At 42.6% G+C, this 18,827-nt stretch carries 13 protein-coding genes, 3 pseudogenes and 1 riboswitch; of the genes and pseudogenes, 1 reads left to right on the top strand and 15 read right to left on the bottom strand.

Annotation, left to right across the window (positions count from 1 at the left end; translation table 11 throughout):
* Positions 1-6 precede the first annotated feature (6 nt).
* Positions 7-137, bottom strand: a riboswitch (cyclic di-AMP (ydaO/yuaA leader).
* 162 nt (positions 138-299) lie between these two features.
* The 4 genes and pseudogenes from FHS18_RS18950 to FHS18_RS18930 form a co-directional block, all read right to left on the bottom strand.
* Entirely contained in the window at positions 300-1,397 is a 1,098-nt protein-coding gene (locus FHS18_RS18950; RefSeq protein WP_343060580.1) for a sensor histidine kinase, read from the bottom strand.
* Positions 1,384-2,089, bottom strand: a pseudogene (locus tag FHS18_RS18945) (response regulator transcription factor). Before FHS18_RS18945 ends, FHS18_RS18950 begins: the two are co-directional and overlap by 14 nt.
* 108 nt (positions 2,090-2,197) lie before the next feature.
* A complete protein-coding gene (locus tag FHS18_RS34465) occupies positions 2,198-2,587 on the bottom strand; it encodes a hypothetical protein (protein ID WP_183601662.1) in 390 nt (129 codons plus the stop codon).
* Between the two features lie 780 nt (positions 2,588-3,367).
* Positions 3,368-3,886, bottom strand: a complete 519-nt coding sequence (locus FHS18_RS18930; RefSeq protein WP_183601661.1) for a hypothetical protein — start codon at positions 3,884-3,886, stop codon at positions 3,368-3,370.
* Positions 3,887-4,251: 365 nt separating this feature from the next.
* On the opposite strand from FHS18_RS18930, the gene FHS18_RS18925 reads away from it, so the two are divergent.
* Positions 4,252-4,977: an MBL fold metallo-hydrolase gene (locus FHS18_RS18925; RefSeq protein ID WP_183601660.1), complete on the top strand. Its 726-nt coding sequence runs from the start codon at positions 4,252-4,254 to the stop codon at positions 4,975-4,977.
* A 46-nt stretch (positions 4,978-5,023) separates the two neighbouring features.
* Here the strand turns inward: FHS18_RS18925 and FHS18_RS18920 are convergent, their stop codons facing one another.
* From FHS18_RS18920 to FHS18_RS18870, 11 genes and pseudogenes are all read right to left on the bottom strand, one after another.
* Positions 5,024-5,707 (bottom strand): NAD(P)/FAD-dependent oxidoreductase, encoded by a 684-nt coding sequence (locus tag FHS18_RS18920; protein WP_183601659.1) that lies wholly within the window; start codon positions 5,705-5,707, stop codon positions 5,024-5,026.
* A 39-nt stretch (positions 5,708-5,746) separates the two neighbouring features.
* Positions 5,747-5,992: a glutaredoxin family protein gene (locus FHS18_RS18915; RefSeq protein ID WP_183601658.1), complete on the bottom strand. Its 246-nt coding sequence runs from the start codon at positions 5,990-5,992 to the stop codon at positions 5,747-5,749.
* Positions 5,993-6,015: 23 nt separating this feature from the next.
* Complete coding sequence (locus FHS18_RS18910) at positions 6,016-6,213, bottom strand: copper ion binding protein (RefSeq protein ID WP_183601657.1); 198 nt, start codon at positions 6,211-6,213, stop codon at positions 6,016-6,018.
* A gap of 33 nt (positions 6,214-6,246) precedes the next feature.
* Positions 6,247-8,418 (bottom strand): annotated as a pseudogene (locus FHS18_RS18905) (heavy metal translocating P-type ATPase); the annotation flags it as partial.
* A gap of 331 nt (positions 8,419-8,749) precedes the next feature.
* Positions 8,750-9,286, bottom strand: a pseudogene (locus tag FHS18_RS18900) (GNAT family N-acetyltransferase).
* Positions 9,287-10,011: 725 nt separating this feature from the next.
* Complete coding sequence (locus tag FHS18_RS18895) at positions 10,012-10,719, bottom strand: hypothetical protein (RefSeq protein WP_183601655.1); 708 nt, start codon at positions 10,717-10,719, stop codon at positions 10,012-10,014.
* Positions 10,720-10,786: 67 nt separating this feature from the next.
* Positions 10,787-11,275, bottom strand: coding sequence for a Pycsar system effector family protein (locus FHS18_RS35210; protein WP_183601654.1), 489 nt, complete (start codon positions 11,273-11,275; stop codon positions 10,787-10,789).
* A 157-nt stretch (positions 11,276-11,432) separates the two neighbouring features.
* Complete coding sequence (locus FHS18_RS18885; RefSeq protein WP_246427767.1) at positions 11,433-12,677, bottom strand: nucleotide-binding domain-containing protein; 1,245 nt, start codon at positions 12,675-12,677, stop codon at positions 11,433-11,435.
* A gap of 79 nt (positions 12,678-12,756) precedes the next feature.
* Positions 12,757-15,894: a type I restriction endonuclease subunit R gene (locus tag FHS18_RS18880; RefSeq protein ID WP_183601652.1), complete on the bottom strand. Its 3,138-nt coding sequence runs from the start codon at positions 15,892-15,894 to the stop codon at positions 12,757-12,759.
* A 16-nt stretch (positions 15,895-15,910) separates the two neighbouring features.
* The gene (locus FHS18_RS18875; protein WP_183601651.1) at positions 15,911-17,302 is read right to left on the bottom strand and encodes a restriction endonuclease subunit S; all 1,392 of its coding nucleotides are present in this window, start codon (positions 17,300-17,302) and stop codon (positions 15,911-15,913) included.
* Positions 17,292-18,815, bottom strand: coding sequence for a class I SAM-dependent DNA methyltransferase (locus FHS18_RS18870; RefSeq protein ID WP_183601650.1), 1,524 nt, complete (start codon positions 18,813-18,815; stop codon positions 17,292-17,294). Before FHS18_RS18870 ends, FHS18_RS18875 begins: the two co-directional genes overlap by 11 nt.
* Positions 18,816-18,827: the final 12 nt, after the last annotated feature.

Below are 18,827 nucleotides of genomic sequence, written 5' to 3'. Positions count from 1 at the left end.
AACGATTTGTTCTCCCTTCGATGCCTACGAGGTTAGCTGAGGGGTTCGGTTGAAGGTTCCCTATAATCTCTTATTACCAGATTAATTCACCCAAAATGGATCCCCCGTTTCCTTACGGAATTCGGCAAGGTATGTGGTTTTTTTATGCTAGAAGTAGGATTCGAGTTTTCGTGTCGAAGTCCTGCTCTATAAAAATTAGAATCCTTTCATAAAGACGGGTTAGTTGTTTCAAAAGATCCCTTTATGAGTCCAGAGCTTGTGTGAAAGTCCTTAGCTATCAAATAAAGCCTGCTCTTTATTTAATGAGCAGGCTGATTATCTATGATAGGCAATCTAATATGGAATAATGCTCCGTTGTGGTTTTCAACCCAAATTGCACCTTTATGAGCTAAGACGAGCTTTTTTACAATAGCGAGGCCAATTCCGCTTCCACCTGATTTTCGGTTCCTTGATTTGTCTCCACGATAGAAACGCTCGAAGATGTAAGGTAGATCCTCAGAGGCTATCCCTGGACCGGAATCATGAATGTCGATTATGACGTATTCCCCTTGTATTTCCGCTCTCACATCGACCTGACCGCCTATTTGCGTATGTGTCAACGCATTCGTCAGGATATTGACGAGAATTTGTATTATTCGATTAAAGTCCATCTGAATATTTACATTAGGTACAAGCATGATATTTAAGCGTACGTCTTTATTCAGGAATGCTGCCGCTACGATGTCATTAGCTTTATGTATTGCTGGGGCCAGCGACTGTTTCTCAAGCTGAAGACGAAACTCGGGGGAATCCATATAATTCAGTTCTTCAAGTTCTGCAACTAATGAAATTAATCGTTCAATTTCTTCGTAGCACGCATGTATTCGTTCAGGGGTGGGCTCCCATATTCCGTCTTCAAGGGCAATCATGTGACTTTTTAATGTCGCTAATGGAGTTCTTAACTCATGAGCTACATCTTGAGACATGTTGATCCGCAGCTGCTCTTGGACTTGTAATTGTTCGGCAAGCCCATTGAGCGAAGAGGCCAATTGTGCAAGTTCATCTTTCCCTTTGACATTTGCCCGAGAGTTCCATTCCCCGGTGATCATTCTTTCTGCGATCCCCTTCATCTCAACTAAAGGAGAAGAAATGCGCCGCGCTACATAAAAACCGATTAACACTGCGATCATCAGAGAACCGATGAAGGTAAGCAGCGTAGATTGTACAAGAGCTTGTTCTAGATGAAAATCAAATGCAGGGAAATTCGCTTCGTCAACCATCATCGAATGGAGCGGCTGTTGGTGATTAAATAATCGAAGATGGTAATGAATGCTCAATAACGTACTCACCGTAGACAACACTAATATAATGGCTGCCATAGCAATGAGGATCGCTGCCAATTTATTATGTAGACGCACTTGACGGGGCACCTCCTGTGAACCGATAACCAGCCCCATAAACCGTAACAATAAACAGAGGATTTCGTGGTTCAGGCTCAATCTTCTGTCTTAAGTTCTTGATGTGCTGATCGACGGTTCTTACGTCGCCATCAAAGTCATATCCCCAAACCATTTCGATCAACTGTTCCCTCGTGAAAGGGCGTTGGGGATGTTTCGCTATCGCAAGCAGTAACTTGTACTCGTTGGGGGTTAAACTAATTGGTTCAGACTGGACGAGAACTTTGTGCTGCAGAGAATCTAATCAAATAACCGTTCTGGAAACTGATTCGATCCGCTAACAGCTGAGTGTCATCTGAACGACGGAGTATCGCCCTCACTCGAGCTACTACCTCACGAGGATCGAATGGCTTTGTAAGATAGTCATCGGCCCCAAGTGAAAGCCCTTCAAGTCGTTGGTCTTGGGATACTTTTGCCGTAAGCATAAGTATAGGGATGGAACTCGTTTGCCTGATTTGCTTACAAACCTCTTCTCCGCTCATGTCGGGAAGCATTAAATCTAGAATTACGAGATCAATGGTCTCTTTGTAAAGCGTATGTAGAGCTTCTTTTCCTGTCTCGGCTTCTAAGGTATTAAATCCATTCTTTTTCAGGTAAGAAGTGACGACATCTCGAATTTTCGGCTCATCTTCAACAACTAAAATCTGTTTCACCCGGATTCATCCTTTCTTAAATAGCTTGAGCTAGTCGGCCCCCTAATTATTCGAATAAAGGCCAAGCCATCGGAACGACATTTTATCGTTAACGAAGGCTTATGCTTCCTATTTTATACCGGCAGCTCTTGATACTTCAGCTTGGTGTAGCAAATCCAGCTTACCGTCGGCATGACGCAAACTATTCTTAAAGTGAATATCAAAATGTCCAACGAAATCGTTATCCTTCATGAAGTCTTCCCCATGCGGCATTGATGTCATGGAAGCCGCAATCCGCCTATTATCAACAGTGACGATTACCGCTCTTGTTTTCCAAGAATAACTTCCACCCCAGACAGCCTTAATTTGAGCTGCATCTGCTACAGTTAAGGGCTCCGTATCGGAATGGATCTCTCCCATCACCCGCTTCACTTTGAACTGAACTCCAGTACTTAAATCAGTCACGGTCGCAATTTTATTGATCGGAAATAAATACTGAGCCGCTTGAAACCAATCCAAGTTCTCCCCATATTGAGGTCCTGGAGTTGTGGTTGTTGGGATTGTATGAATCGGTATCAATTCAGGCATTGGGATCCCATGTTTTATCGCGATATTCCAGAAGGTATCACCACTTTGAATTAAATAATCTACATATGTGATCTCGTTGACTGGTTTAGCAACAACACTGTTTTGCGTAGTGCTGCTGATAGCATTAGGAATTATTAGTTTTTGGCCAATCAGAAGCTGAGTGTTCGTAAGATGATTGGCATTGATAATTTCAAGCGTTGAAACTTTATAGGTTGCAGCCTCTAAAAATTACCTTGGTGCCATGTATAGACGTACAGCAGCACGAAAGGGTAAAAAACGGGCAGCAATTAATGTGGCACATGCGATGTTGAGGATTGCCTTCTATCTCTTAACTCGTAAAGAGTTATATGTAGATTTAGGCGAAGACTACTTTGACAAGCAGAAACAACAATCTATTGTAAAGTACGCCGTTCGACGGCTAGAGAACTTAGGATATTCAGTAAGTATTTCTGAAGTCTCTTAATCTCTCAAAGTTAATCTATATCTCTATATCCGAGCGCTGCCCCACTTAAAAAAGATCAAAACAGCGGTCTTCTTTTCTATTGTCATTTTACAGCAGCCAAGTTTTAATTTTCATGGGAGCTTAACTTCAGCGATCAAGTCAACTGTATTTTCCTCGGACAAAAAACGATGGAACTCCTATAGGGTTCCATCGTTTTTTTGGTCTTAAGTTATGGCATTTACATATCAGCGTGAGATCATATGACCGATTTAACTCCGTTCCTGTTCTAATTGCTTCCTCCAACCATATCGCGTAATCCCTCGTGGTTTGAATACAGATAATGCGATGATTGATAGCAGCACCACGATTCCTCCAACCGCGTGTACAACCAGCGAGAGTCTAACCTCGTGAAAACTACCACTCGTTAAGGGTGAACCATAAGCTTGAGCTGCTATGTAACTTATAGGTTCAAGCTGAAGAATCAAAACAATCGCAGCAATGATTGTTAGAATAAGTTTCACCACTACCCAATAGTGTCGGAATATCCCCCACTTCGTGCCTAAGGATTGTATGACCCCGCTTATAAGTGAGGCAATACTTAAGGGGAGAATAACAGATTTTGTAATAACATCCATGACGATATAAGAAGATCGAACCAACTGATCATTCTCACTAATAAGCCCAGTAGTCGCAAGAGCTAAAAACACAGCAACTGCTCCCAACCAACCTACTGATGTAGTGATATGCACAGTAAGTGTAAATTTGCGAATGCCTTGAGTCATCATCATGACTTTATCAGTTGCCGTTCAACAGGTGATGTGTAATTCAAAGAATCATTCTCCGAGAGGTGGCGCCCCGGCCCATGCTCTCCACCAATGCCCGTAAGCTTTAAAACTACAAATAGAAGAATCAAAACAATGGCAACAGTAAACAGTATCTTCACCCATCTTGGTGTAGGTGGGGATTTTTTATGGTCAGTCACTAAGTACCCTCCTATAAAAACCGCATTATGTTTTCTCATTATATCGAGGTTATTGTTGAGCTGTCACGTTTTGTTCTTAGGGTCCCTTGAATTTAGTATCATTATCCAAAAGAAGGATCATTTATAATTAAGATAAGCACGGTATCAAAAACAGTATGAGGGGGTTAAGTCATGCGTCTTGAAATTGAAGATACATTGTATCAATTGACTTTTTTCAATAAGGAATCCCTGTCTGTAAATTGTTATTTCGTGGAGGAAGACGAGGAATTAACTTTAATCGATACGTCAATCCCTGGTTGCGCAGAGGAAATCCTTGAAGCCTCTGTACAGATAGGGAAGCCTATTACTAAGGTTGTTCTGACCCATGTTCATCATGATCACGTAGGTTCTCTTGATGCTCTGAAACAAGCATTACCGAATCTCGCCGTCTACATTTCGGCAAGAGAATCTCGCCTGCTATTAGGAGACCTCTCATTGAATCCAGAAGAGTCGAATTCTCCAGTCCGCGGCGCAATCCCTAAAAACGTCCAAACGAGGCCGAATATTCTGCTCCATGAAGGAGATCGAATCGGTTCCTTATTGGCACTAGATGCGCCAGGGCATACGCCTGGATCGATGGCCTTCTTTGATACACGTAATGGTCATTTAATTGCCGGTGACGCTTTTCAAATCGAGGGAGGAATCGCAGTTGCGGGTCAATTACGGCCGACATTCCCGTATCCATCCAAGGGAACCTGGAGCAAAATAACCGCGCTGAAAAGTGCCAGCAAGCTGATTGAATATTCTCCTACCCTTCTCGCGGTGGGACACGGCACGATGCTGAAGTTACCGATGGATGCATTGACGAAGTCCATAGCGGAGGCAACGTTGAATCTTGCTGAATCGTCGACTGAATAACGTAAAACCCCGGTCGATTTGACCGGGGTTTTACGTCGTATCATTTTTAATGTTTGTTTGCGACCTGCTGTAGTTGTTCAAGTGTAACACGATTCACGAACTTGCTGAACTTCTCCTTCCCTTTTGCATGTGTTTTATAGAAATCGATGATAGCGGTAACGACTGGAACGAGACGTTCTTCCGTTAAACCGGTTAGGAGCTGCTTGGCAATGGCAGTTTTAATTCCCTTTGGCTCTCCCCCAACGTATATGTCAAAGGTATCGCGCATTTTGACGACCGCGATATCTTTCAGTAGCGGCTCGCTTGTACCTAGCGCACAACCCGCATAGCCGACCTTTAACGGCATAGGCGTTTCTATACCGGCTATCGCCTTATTTAACGTTTTTGCGGCACTCAGACTCGCTTCTTCGGCACCTTTGCAAAAATTGCAGGCAATTAAACTTTTCGTAGCGAACCCGGCAGGATAAACTTCCAAGCCCTGAAGTTCAAGCCCCTCTTTTATTGCATCCCGCCGTTCGATCGGTACTTCAGCGTAGAGCTGTTTGAACGTGGTCATCTCAATTTTTGCATCCGCTCCGACGATGGTTCCAATTTGTGAAAGCTGCTCCGATGTGAATAAACTGCCACCCACTTGAATAGGAGCACTTATTGCAATTTTGGTCTTATCCCCCAAGATATCCACCTCTGATTGAAGTAAAATCAACTGCAATGGGACTTCATTCGAAACCATAAGGGACGGGTTATTCCCATCCCATTTGGTTTGCGTTGTTTAGGAAAGCCCTAGCTGCTGCTTAATTGCCACCAAATTCTCGGCAAACCCAACGTACACTTTATCGTTTATAACAAGAGTCGGAACAACCTGTTTCCCGGTTAGTCGCAAAACTTCTTGCGCATAGCTCACATTGTTCTCGCAGTTGTATTCGGTGTATGGAATCTGGTGTTCTTTAAAGAAACGTTTAGCATAGTTACAATCACTGCATGTCGGAATTGTATACAGATCGATGTTTGTTTTCATCCCCAACGCCTCACTTCTTTGATTTATACGATGTCGTACCCTTGCTCTTCAATCGTCTCTTTCACAATAGCGACCGAGATTTTGTTCTCGTCGAATTCGACCGTTACTTGATTAGCAGCCAGATCTACTTTAGCTGTGACACCCTTCGTCTTAAGCGCACCTTCAATGCTGTTCACGCAATGCTGGCAAGACATTCCTTGGACATTCAATGTTGTTTTCATATCTCTTCAACTCTATTCTAAAGTTTGTGTTGTTTATAGTTTGATACGCTGTAATCGCAAAGCATTCAGGACAACAGACACGGAACTAAGCGCCATTGCTGCACCTGCCAGCCAAGGGGCTAAGAAGCCTGCGGCAGCTATCGGAATACCGATAATGTTATAAGCTAATGCCCAGAACAAATTCTGCTTGATGTTCGCCATGGTTTTATGGCTCATTGTAATAGCGTCTGGAATGCTATTTAAATCGCCGCGCATCAACGTTACATCGGCAGCTTCCATCGCTATATCTGTCCCTGTACCGATTGCCATACCAATATCGGCTGTAGCTAAGGCTGGTGCGTCATTAATCCCGTCTCCAACCATTGCTACCTTAAGACCTGTGGATTGTAACTTCTTGACCTCCTCGGCTTTACCCTCGGGTAAAACCTCGGCGAGAACGCTATCTATACCTACTTCTCGTGCGATAGCTTGTGCAGTACGTTCATTATCGCCTGTGATCATAACAACCTGAAGGCCTTGTTGCTTCAATTTCGCGACTGCCGATTTTGAAGTATCTTTTATTGTATCCGCGACCACGACCATTCCCGCGTATTGATGATCAATGGCCACCAGCATCGCAGTTTTCCCCGCACTTTCAAATCTCTCCATGTCTTCAAGAGCCTCTACAGCGGTTACCTTGAACTGTGCCATGAGCTTTCTGGTTCCCACGAGAATTTCATGACCCTCTACAACGGCACGGATACCATAACCCGGAATAGCCTCGAATGACTCCGTCCGCGGAAGAGAAAAGCCTCGTTTTTCAATCCCTGTGACAATCGCTTCAGCCAATGGGTGTTCGGAGTTTTTCTCGGCTGCACCAACCCAAGATAAAAATTGATCTTCTTCAAAAGCTTTCTCGACGAGCACATCCGTAAGTTCCGGTTTTCCCTTCGTTACCGTTCCGGTTTTATCCAGTATCACGGCTTGCAGACGGTGCGTCGACTCTAGGTGCTCGCCGCCCTTAAATAGAATACCCAGCTCTGCCGCTCGACCGGAACCGGCCATAATAGAGGTTGGCGTTGCTAAACCAAGTGCGCAAGGGCAGGCAATTACGAGAACCGCTATAGCCTTTTCAAGCGCCTCAGCGAAGTCTCCAGGTGAAACGAAGAAGTACCAGATAAGGAATGCCAAGACAGCAATCCCTACGACAATTGGAACAAAGATGCCCGAGATTCTATCCGCAACCCGTTGGATCGGCGCCTTGGAGCCTTGCGCTTCCTCAACGACCTTAATGATTTGCGCAAGCGCGGTTTCCTTGCCAATCTTCGTCGCCTGCATACGAAGTACACCATTTTTGTTGATCGTTGCTCCAATAAGCGTGTCATTTACCTTTTTCTCTACTGGTAAGCTCTCTCCTGTAAGCATGGACTCATCTACCGAAGAGAGGCCTTCTAGAACGATACCGTCAACAGGGATTTTCTCGCCTGGTTTAACGATAATCACGTCACCGACCAGCACGTTCTCGATAGGTAACTCGAGTTCAACGCCGTCTCGAATGACAAGTGCTGTCTTGGCCTGCAAACCCATGAGTGATTTGATAGCTTCTGAAGAACGACCCTTGGCTCTAACTTCAAAAAGTTTCCCTAGAAGGATAAGCGTAATTAATATCGAGCTCGTTTCATAATACAGTTCGACCATGTGCGCGCCGTGGCCTATCGATTCAATCGTCATGTAGAGGCTGTAGAAGTAAGCAGCCGATGTTCCTAGCGCAACCAGTACATCCATGTTGGCAGAACCATTTCGCAGTGCTTTATATGCACCTACATAAAACTGCCCGCCGATGATGAACTGCACTGGAGTAGCAAGCGCAAACTGAATCCATGGATTCATAAGCACATCTGGCAACCAGATAAACGAAGTAAACGAGAAATGTGCGACCATCGCCCATAACAGCGGCAGAGACAGAACAGCCGAGGCAAAGAATTTAAGCTTTTGGACCTGGATATGCTCTTTGTTCGACCCAGTATCTCCTTGCTCTTTCTTCAGATCAGCCGAATACCCTAGTTGTTTTACTTTCTGTTGCATGGCTTCAAGCGTTACCGTAGAGGCATTAAACTCAACGCTAACCGTTTCCAGAGCGAAATTGACCGTTGCCTTCGTCACACCCTCCAATTTATTGAGACCTTTCTCAATACGATTTGCGCATGCAGCGCAGGTCATTCCGTTTATCTGTAACGTTGTTTGTTCGTTAGCCATAACATTCACCTCATCAATTTTTACACATACCCCTAAGGGGTATGTTCTTTGTTGATTTAATCATATTATACCCCCATGGGGTATGTCAACATGCGAATGAGCCTAATTTTCTTACTCTTTTACTAAGTTAAGTACATTCGTCATCAGCGCATACCGACAGCGTATTTGCAGTGCAACTTCCTAGTTTGACAAACAAAAAAGAACAGCTCACAAGAACTGTTCTCTTTCGTTAATTTATTTGTATTAATTTTGACTCTTTAGACCATCACAGTGAAGTGACCTTCATCTTGCAATTGCTTTATTACGTTCCCCTATTCCAATCTTCAGATAACATGCCATACACAATATGATCAACATAATGGCCATAGAGCCATTCTGCCTACCGAATTCTTCCCTTATTTATAAACCCCAATTGTTCAGGTATTGCTCGACTTTTCATGTTCTCCACAGCAATCCGTATATCGATACGATTTAGTTTCCTTTCATCAAAAGCATATGTAACCAAAGATTTGACAACATGCAGCATAATACCATTTCCTTGATATTCCTCGCCAAGCCAATAACCCACATACCCTGTTTTATTGGGCCAATCAATTAAATTAAAGCCCACAATTCCCACAATTTCACTGTTCATAATTACTAATTGTAAGCCCAGGTTTTGTTCCTTTGCTTTAATACTCAGTTTTATATATTCTTCAGTATTTTTCACTTCTACAGTTTCATCAAGCCACGGAAGCCATTTCCTTAAATGTTCTCTTGAATTATCAATTAAATAAAAGACTCTTTCCGAATCTTTTAAATCTATTAATCTTATCTCTAGTGATTCATTTTTATCCATACTATTACCACCACTATTATTTTTCAGTTCTTTGCATTTTGATGTTTGTTAGCTATGGTTGCTCTCATTCTTAATCACCAAGTTAGTGTTAAATCATTTATGGGATTTATACATAATCCCGTATCAACTTTTTGAATTTTCCGCACGAGAGCAAGTTCGCTATGGATTATCAATATCATCATACATTCAATGAATACCTCCAATAAATCTGGGCTGCTTTTGACTAATTGGCTGAAGGATCCGTACTTGGATGTACAACTATATCCCGCCCCTCGGTTAAGCTTAATACGTTCCCACATTGCTCCCGCTTCCGCATGGACCTCAGAACCCTCTGTAATGCTCAGAAACACACATAAACATAGATCAATGAAAAAAAACCTTTGTTCGATGTTAGACGCGTCAGAAGGGCATATAGGCCGTAACATGCATGAATCTCTGCCTAAATTCTAGCCCAAAGAAAAAAGGTTGCCCTGAGCACATCAGAGCAACCTTAGTGACAATCTATATTTTGCAGTTACAAACTTCTTTTATCAGTTACAAACTTTATTTTGCAGTTACAAACAATATTTAACGCATTCAGATTGTTCAGTGAAAATAAAGTATTAGACTAGAGTTGTTGATTTAACGGGATATTCGAGTTGAAAATTCGTTAGCTTTTAAAAAATAAGTTTTAGACTAGCTTACTGAGTTAATTAATAACGGAGATGTATTAAGAAAATAAAGTATTAGACTACTCCATACCAATGTTTTACCTCATGAGTCATTAGGTTATGTGGTAAAATACGTTGATTTATAGCCCTATTTGCTTTCCCCTTGTAGTGGATTGATATTTCGTAGTCCATTCCCACAGTGAACCCGTTCTCTTTAACAATCTTTTCAAGCTTATGGGCCATATTTACACCATGTCCAACACTAATGAGTTCATGGTGAATTTCATTTCCAATTGTCGTTGCTACCGTTGTTTCCCCTGACCACATACAAATTCGAAACCCTTTATAACCTAGTCTACTCATGTATGTTTGAATTTCGTATGCAGCAGTTGCCGCCCTAGACCTAGACGAAGCTAAACTTTGCTCATTTTCAAGTTTAAGAAAATGGGCGCTTATACCATCCCCTGGAAATTTCTCCACTATGCCATTATTACGATAAATGATGCCAGTCAGGTTGCTAAACATTTCAGCATATGTATTGATGAAATCCCGTTCACCATGATCACGGATGTTGGCGGAAGATCCCTCTAGGTCGAATACGAATGTTACCCCTGGTATTTCTAAGATTGCATTATCTCCAATCTCAACATCAGTAATGGAGAAATGCTCACGGATAACCTCAGGGTCTAAACTACCATAGATTGCCCTTCGGGTGAGCTGTCCGGCTTGAAATAGCTTGCTGAGATCGCTTGGGTTTAGCGACTTTTTCAATAAACGCTTCATCGAATCCTCCGCCTTATCATTGTACTGAAATCTTCAACTGAATTTATGTTACATACCAATTTTTAAGTTATATAAGCATCCAACCAGCAACACCTGAGATAGCGCCTGTCGTTAAGAAAACAACTGCTCTTTCAAAGTTCCAGTATTTTTTTATACACACTTGGGCTAATGAATAATTCTGAGCAGCCATATCCTTAAGAAACTTTTGTTCAGGCTGTTGTTTAAGATAATTATAGTAGTCATCTAAATTTGCAAAGGAGCCTATCCCTCCCCATGATTGATACAGTTGTGTACTTTTAACATATCGAGGCCAAAGAATTCTCCACAAGATAAAATACAAGGAAATTATAAGAAAAAGTAGAGCGATGAGTAAAAACAAGTCAGACAACTTTAATGCTGTAATCGTCCAACTGTCCTTTAATGTTTTTGCAAAAAAACCAACCAATGCGACGTTAAGTCCCAATGCAGCCCCTGCTTTTGCATCAGCGAATTTTATATAATCACTAATATAAACTGAATTATGTTTATGGTAGTCAAACTCTTTGTTATTATCCACTATTTCACCCCATACCGGAATTCTTTAGTATTAGTCTGCTTTTTTAGATCATCAGGCATCGTGTAAAGATATGTCGAAGAATTAGTATATACTTTTGTTTATACTCCTTGACAAATTTCATCCATTCCAAGTATACAGCCCTTTGCTTTTAATAGTTTTAACCTCTCATGAGTTGAATTTGACTTGAAGGTGTTAATTTTTTGATAGCTTGTTTATTGTCACTTACGTATATACCAAATTTATCTTTTGCCATCAGCGTATTATCCCTATGGAACAAAGAGCATACCATATTATGGTGTCCATTGTATTTCGTTGTTTGGTAACACTCCAGCCTATCGTTATATGAATCCATTGTGAATGACAATGCCCCCTCTTTGGTTGCCTCTTCTCCAGTATTCTCTACTCTCCATTTAATATAGGACGGCTTAACAAACTTAGTTTCTAACACATATTTCAGTCTTAAGCCTTTTTCAAGTGCAAAACTGTTACTTCTATATTCAATTTCATTCCCATCAAATAGTACATAGCACTTAATTTCAAAATGATCTGGCGAGGTTATTACATCTGCTCCCTCTTTAGGCAAGAATGAGAACTGGTTAAGATATTTATTCCAATTAAACAATCGCATTGAGTATGCGGGAGATTTAATAATATACTTATCTTCAACTACTTGATAATTCTCCTGATAAGTTTTCACATCTAAAAATGACTCAGGAAGATCTAAATAAGTATATACATTTTCACCAATCATGATATTATTTCCATTCGCTCTTGATTGTAACTTTGCAGCAAGATCAGTATGAATACTAGTTGTAGTAATTTCTGTTGTATCCCCAATACCATATTTGGACCATAGGACACTCTCATTATCACCAAAATCGATACCAATACGAATCTTTAAGGGCTCAAGGCCATTTTCTTCGAAAAAGTTAGTTAAAGTAGTTTTGTTAAATGCTTGCATTAATGAAGCTGCATTTAAAGCATTAATAATAGCATCTGCCTTTTTCATCCCTTTATGTCCAAAAAACGCAAAAACCGCATCACCTTGCAACCTATGAATGTGTCCATCAAAAGCCTGAAAAATCTCAATCGCAGATTTTAAAATAGCATTTTTATAGAATCTCACCTCTGGCAAATCAAACTTTAAACCAAGACGTGTAGAGCCCGAAATATCAATGAACATCGAGACTATATAGTGGTATTGAAATTCATCATCCCTTAGATCGCAAAAATCAGGGTGCGACCCAATACTAAAAGAAAAACATTCATCAGGTTTCCCGAATAACCTTCTTATCTCTGCTAATGGTGGCCTTGTAGTGTCCGGATGCTGATTTTGGGCTATTTCAAAGACCAAAGATTTCTTTAAGATTTCATCTTGTTTTCTTTTAAATAATTGATCCAATATATTATTTATCCTTACCATACAATCACCCCCAAAAAATAGGCGTCGCTAATACTGTTTTAGCTACGCCTGATGTCCATTAGTATTTAAATTCTTCTGTCTCTGCCTGTGCCATTAACTCCGCCTGTTGAAGTACCAAATCAATTGCCATTTTTTCAAGATCAGGTGGATATCCGTATTTCTTCAGTAATCTCTTAACCGTAATCCTCATCTGAGCACGGACATTTTCACGCAGCGTCCAGTCCACCTTGATATTGTTCTTAATGGCCTGAGTAAGCTCATGCGCAATTTGCTTTAAAACCAAATCTCCCATTAGTTCTTTTGCTGCTTCATTTGAGGCAAGTGCATCATAGAAGGCCACTTCTTCCTTGATTAGCCCGAGATCTTCACCGCGCTTAACGGCAGCGTTCATCTCTTTAGCCATCTGAATGAGCTCTTCTATAACCTGCGTTGTCTCAACAGTACGATTATTGTACTTACGAATAGCTTCTTCAAGCATTTCAGAGAATTTTTTGGACTGCACAATGCTCGTACGTGAAACAGCCTTCACCTTGCCTTGGAGGAGCCTTCTCAGCAATTCAACCGCAAGATTCTTCTGTTTCAATCCCCGAACGTGCTCGAGGAATTCATTCGATAAAATCGCGATGTTCGGCTTTTGCAAACCAACCGCTTCGAGAATATCGACAACTTCATCGGACATGATTGACTTGGAGATCAGTTGATTAAGTTCAGCGTCCAACTCATTCGTTGTTTTCTTCTTGTTCTCCGTAGTGATGATCTTAACGATTCCCGATTTCACGGCTTTATAGAAACTGATTTCCAGATTGACCGACTCCGCGGCTTCAGTCGTGGCACACAAAGCATAGGCCTTAGCCAGCTCCGTCGTCCAGTTTACGAAATTACGTTTGCCTTGATCGCCAAGTCCAAGCACATAATCCACTGTTTCTACGATAGCTTTCATCCGTTCAGAGGCTTTCTCTGATGCGAACTTGGAGAAATCATGTCCATGTAATTGCTCGCGGATGAGTTGAATTCGCTCCAACATAAAATCAATGGCTTGGTCAGTGTCAATACCCGCGGTCTGGCGATCATTCTCTGTGTATTGCTGAAGTGCCGACTTCAACTTATCCGCAATGCCGATATAGTCTACAATTAGGCCGCCCGGCTTGTCGCGAAATACACGGTTAACGCGAGCAATGGCCTGCATCAGGTTATGACCCTTCATTGGCTTATCGATGTACATCGTGTTCATGCTCGGAACGTCAAAACCGGTCAACCACATATCGCGAACGATAACAATCTCTAGAGGATCGTTCAAATCCTTCATCCTCTTGGCCAGGTGTTCCCGCCGCCGCTTTGTCCCGATATAAGGCTGCCATTCGGCTGGATCACTTGAGCTTCCAGTCATGACGATTTTGATTTTGCCTTCGTTATCGTCATCACTATGCCAATCCGGGCGAAGGGCGATTATCTCCTTATACAGATCAATGGCGATGCGCCGTGACATGACAACGATCATCGCTTTGCCGTACATGGCGCCTTTACGCTGCTCGTAATGATTGACCATATCCTTGGCGACCTTTTTGACCCGTTTCTCCGCACCAGCGAGAGCCTCGAGACGCGCCCATCTGGACTTCAGTTTCTCTTGCTGGGAATACTCTTGATATTCGGTGATTTCTTCGTACTCCTCATCGAGAACTGGACGTTCAGTATCCGATAGTTCCAACCGTGCAATACGACTCTCATAGTAAATCTTGACGGTCGTGCCATCTTCCACAGCCCGGGTCATGTCGTAGATGTCGATGTAATCACCGAAAACAGCTGGGGTGTTCTTATCCGTCAGTTCTACCGGCGTTCCGGTATACCCAATATAAGAAGCGTTCGGCAACGCATCGCGCATGTATTTCGCATAGCCATACTTGATTTTTGCTTCATCATCCGATGCGACCATTTCAGCTTGAAAGCCGTATTGGCTGCGATGAGCTTCGTCTGCCATAACGATGACATTACGGCGATCTGTGAGAACAGGGTACTTCGATTCGCCTTCTTCAGGCGCAAACTTATGAACCGTAGTGAAAATAATACCGCCTGATTCCACTGATAGCAGCTGTTTTAAGTGGTCGCGGTCTTCGGCGTGTTGTGGGGTTTGACGGAGCAGGTCCTTCGACTTGCTGAACGTAGCGTACAGCTGATCATCGAGATCGTTACGGTCTGTTACAACTACAATCGTCGGGTTATCGAGTGTCAGAACCAGTTTACCTGCGTAAAAGACCATCGACAAACTCTTGCCCGAGCCTTGTGTATGCCAGATGACACCGATCTTACGGTCACCATCGTCAAGCGTTGCTCTTTCCGTAGCAGCAATCGCCTTATTTGTGGCGTGGTACTGATGATAACCGGCTAATATTTTGAAAAGACGTTCACCATCCGTCTGAAACAACACAAAATGCTTAATGATGTCCAACAGACGACTTTTCTCGAACATGCCCTTAATCAGCACTTCGAGCTGCGGGAGTGAGGAGGAGGCTACGTCCTCACCATCAATGGTGCGCCACATCATAAACCGTTCCTCGTCAGCCGTCAGCGTGCCTACTCTGGCATTGACCCCGTCACTGATCACCATGAAGGAGTTGTACGTGAATAGAGACGGGATGGCCTTCTTATAGGTCTGCACCTGATTGTACGCATCACTGATTCCCACTTCTTCATTGGAGGCACTCTTTAGCTCTAAAACCGTAATCGGAAGGCCGTTGACAAACACCACGACATCTGGACGCTTATCCACTTGGTTCTCAATTACCGTAAACTGATTCACAACGAGAAAATCGTTATTGTCCACACGGTCCGGATGCATGTCGAATAACCAAACTTTCTCGGTAGGATAGTCACCATTGGTCATACGGTATTGTACATCAATGCCGTCCGTAACCATTTTCTGAAACGCTTTGTTGTTAATCATTAAACTTGGGCTTCGAGGCACTTCGATAATACGAATCGCTTCTTCAATTGCTTCACGAGGTAGATGTTTGTTGATGCGAATAAGCGCTTCACGTAGGCGTTCTTTTAGAATGACCTCCTGATAGAATTGCCTTTCCGGATATTCACCTTCGGGTGAAATCTCCGGTCCGTAGGCTTTGTTGTAGTTCAGTTCTTCGAACCACTCCAGAGCGGCTTGTTCGAGGTCGCTCTCTGTGTAGGATGTGGTGTACAGGGCCATATTGCACCTCCTTTGGTCAGGTAGTAGTGTATTGTTCTTTGCTCTCAGCGGCTTTAGGCAAGTCGGTGGTTTGAACTCGTGAATACTGTTTTACTGGCACTCGAATCTCACCGGACATGAGTTTTGGGAGAAGAGAATCTCTAATTGATTTTAGTCGATTAGATTCATCATCGTTCTTTTTCATTAATTCCAAAGCGCTTTTAGCAATCCTCCCAAAATCGACAATCAGTTTTAAATCAAGGGGGAGTGCAATTCTAAAATTCTTTAGGCCTGATTCAGACACTCTCTGACGTCCAGATGATCCCGTCATATTTGTGATTGCATGTGACCTGAATAACTCGGAACGAGCAAGGAAGTATGCAAATTCATTGGGAATTCCATCATACGTCCTTAAAACTATGAACTCAGTAGAGCCCCAACCTAACTGGTCCTTCTCAAGAAAGTCGACAAAGGCCGTTTTTCCATTTTCCAAACACGGTGTAATTCTGGCGAGAAGCACATCACCATTTGTGAATTTCGATCCAGAACTAAGCTCCCTATCTGTATGTTCTAAAACCCTAGCATAATCGTTAATAAGGTTTTTCATTTCAACATATGGATAGATAGCCTTTTTTTTCATTGCCCTTTTTGGATTGATTTGAACAAAATTATCTAGATTTAATACTTGCCACCCCTTCGGAATCAATCCCAATTCACTTTCATTAAAATCACCACCGTTGGACTTATACGGATCTCCGTTCTCATTCGGGAACTCAAATTCCACAAACCAACGTTTGAAAATAGCTTGTGTCATTTCTTCAAGATTTTTGGTTATTGAATTATTGAGTTCAATTTTTTCATCAAGACCAAATAGAATACTTGAAATTTTCTGTTGTTCCTCGATAGGCGGGACAATAATTGGCAATTTAAGTTGCTCAGTAATACCAATATAGCTTCTGGTTGAGCCCGCTCCCGACCAAAGATACAACAAACTTTTAAAATTACTATACTCAAAGTAGTATTTCAAAAATTTATTATCCAGCTTTTTTTTATTAGCAACTCTATAGTAAGTAACCTGAGGAGTTAACATGATGAATTTGTAGGGGTTTTTCTTAACCAAAGCAACCCTACCAATTGTCGCTTTGTGAGTAATTAAAACATCCCCTTCTTCTGCAAAGCCTTTTCTAAGTTTGCTTGCTTGTAACTCGGTAATGAACTTACATTCATTAAACGATAACACGCCATTATTTATGTCCGATGCCATAATAAATGGGATACCTGTTGCAACAAAATCGCTACCTTTAGGATGAATCCCTCCGTGATTCCCATCCAATGGCTTTAATAAAACCCCTTCATCTACTAGTTCACCTACGGAAACAATTAACCAGTTAACAGGAATTTTCCCTACCAATGTTTCTTTAAAACTCAAACCCAATCCCCCCAAGACACTTACGAATCTCGTCTTCTAGCTGCCGCGATTTAGCGAATTGCTCCGCCAACTCAGACATAAGTCGAGCCATCTTATCCTCGAATGGCTCACTATCTTCCTCGACATCTTCAATCCCAACATACCTTCCTGGTGTCAAGATATATCCATGCTCTTGCACATCCGCAAGTTTCACCGCTTTGCAGAAACCTTTCGTGTCCTCATATGACCCAGCTTCAGACTGACCACGCCAAACATGATAAGTATCTGTGATTTTCCTGATATCCTCAGACGTCAACTCACGATGTGTACGATCGACCATTTGTCCCATTTTACGAGCATCGATGAACAGAATTTCCCCGCGGCGGTCACGGAGCCCTCTTGGAGCTTTATTCTTAGCCATAAACCAGAGGCAGACTGGGATCTGCGTCGAATAGAACAACTGTCCTGGCAGCGTGACAATGCAGTCCACCAAATCCGCATTGACCAACTTGCTCCGAATGTCCAACTCGGTCGTTGTACTCGTAGACATAGATCCGTTCGCCAAGACGAAGCCGGCTATACCACTTGGAGCCAGTTTGTTCACCATGTGCTGAATCCAGGCGTAGTTGGCATTACCAGCTGGTGGAATCCCGTACGCCCAACGGGCGTCTTCAGTTAACCGGTCGCCGCCCCAATCACTGATATTGAAAGGGGGATTAGCCAAAATGTAATCTGCTTTCAAATTCTTATGCAGATCGTTATGGAACGTATCCGCATGATGTTCGCCCAAGTTGCTGTCGATGCCGCGGATCGCCAAGTTCATTTTACAAAGCTTCCAAGTCGTTGGGTTGGATTCTTGGCCATATACTGCAATATCACCGAGTTTGCCTTGATGTTCTTCGACGAACTTCTCGCTCTGTACGAACATACCACCGGATCCACAGCAAGGGTCATAAACCCGGCCTTTAAAAGGCTCGATCATTTCGACGAGAAGGCGTACAACGCTGTTCGGTGTGTAGAATTCGCCACCGTTCTTGCCCTCCGCGCTAGCAAACTTACTAAGGAAGTATTCATATACGCGGCCAAGCACATCCTTGGAACGGCTATCTTCATCGCCAACTTTGAACGAGAACAAATCGATGACTTCGCCCAGGCGCGTTTTATCCAGGGCAGGTCTGGCATAATCCTTCGGCAAAACACCTTTAAGTGAAGAGTTTTCTTTCTCTATGTCGATCATCGCTTGATCAATTATTTGGCCGATTTCCGGTTTCTTGGCATTGTTCTTAATGTGGCTCCATCGAGCATCTTTCGGTACCCAGAAGATATTCGCAGCGACATATTCATCCCGATCTTCAGCATCAGCGTAAGGCTCATTCTTCAATGCTTCGTACTTCTCTTCAAATGCATCGGAAACATATTTTAGGAATAACAAGCCTAACACAACGTGCTTATATTCCGCGGCATCCATGCTGCCGCGCAGCTTGTCGGCCATGCTCCATAATTTTTCTTCAAAACCTAAGTTCGCTGTTGCCATTTCTTAAATGTC

It is taken from the genome of Paenibacillus phyllosphaerae (genome assembly GCF_014192105.1).
Lineage (GTDB): Bacteria > Bacillota > Bacilli > Paenibacillales > Paenibacillaceae > Paenibacillus_Z > Paenibacillus_Z phyllosphaerae.
The sequence above is the reverse complement of the archived record's forward strand: the minus strand, read 5'-3'. Positions and strand labels throughout refer to the sequence as shown.

Coding starts and splice junctions, on each gene's coding strand:
- FHS18_RS18930 (WP_183601661.1), bottom strand. CDS start 3,886: ATGATGATGACTCAAGGCATTCGCAAATTTACACTTACTGTGCATATC.
- FHS18_RS18925 (WP_183601660.1), top strand. CDS start 4,252: ATGCGTCTTGAAATTGAAGATACATTGTATCAATTGACTTTTTTCAAT.
- FHS18_RS18920 (WP_183601659.1), bottom strand. CDS start 5,707: ATGGTTTCGAATGAAGTCCCATTGCAGTTGATTTTACTTCAATCAGAG.
- FHS18_RS18915 (WP_183601658.1), bottom strand. CDS start 5,992: ATGAAAACAAACATCGATCTGTATACAATTCCGACATGCAGTGATTGT.
- FHS18_RS18910 (WP_183601657.1), bottom strand. CDS start 6,213: ATGAAAACAACATTGAATGTCCAAGGAATGTCTTGCCAGCATTGCGTG.
- FHS18_RS18895 (WP_183601655.1), bottom strand. CDS start 10,719: ATGAAGCGTTTATTGAAAAAGTCGCTAAACCCAAGCGATCTCAGCAAG.
- FHS18_RS18880 (WP_183601652.1), bottom strand. CDS start 15,894: ATGGCCCTGTACACCACATCCTACACAGAGAGCGACCTCGAACAAGCC.
- FHS18_RS18870 (WP_183601650.1), bottom strand. CDS start 18,815: ATGGCAACAGCGAACTTAGGTTTTGAAGAAAAATTATGGAGCATGGCC.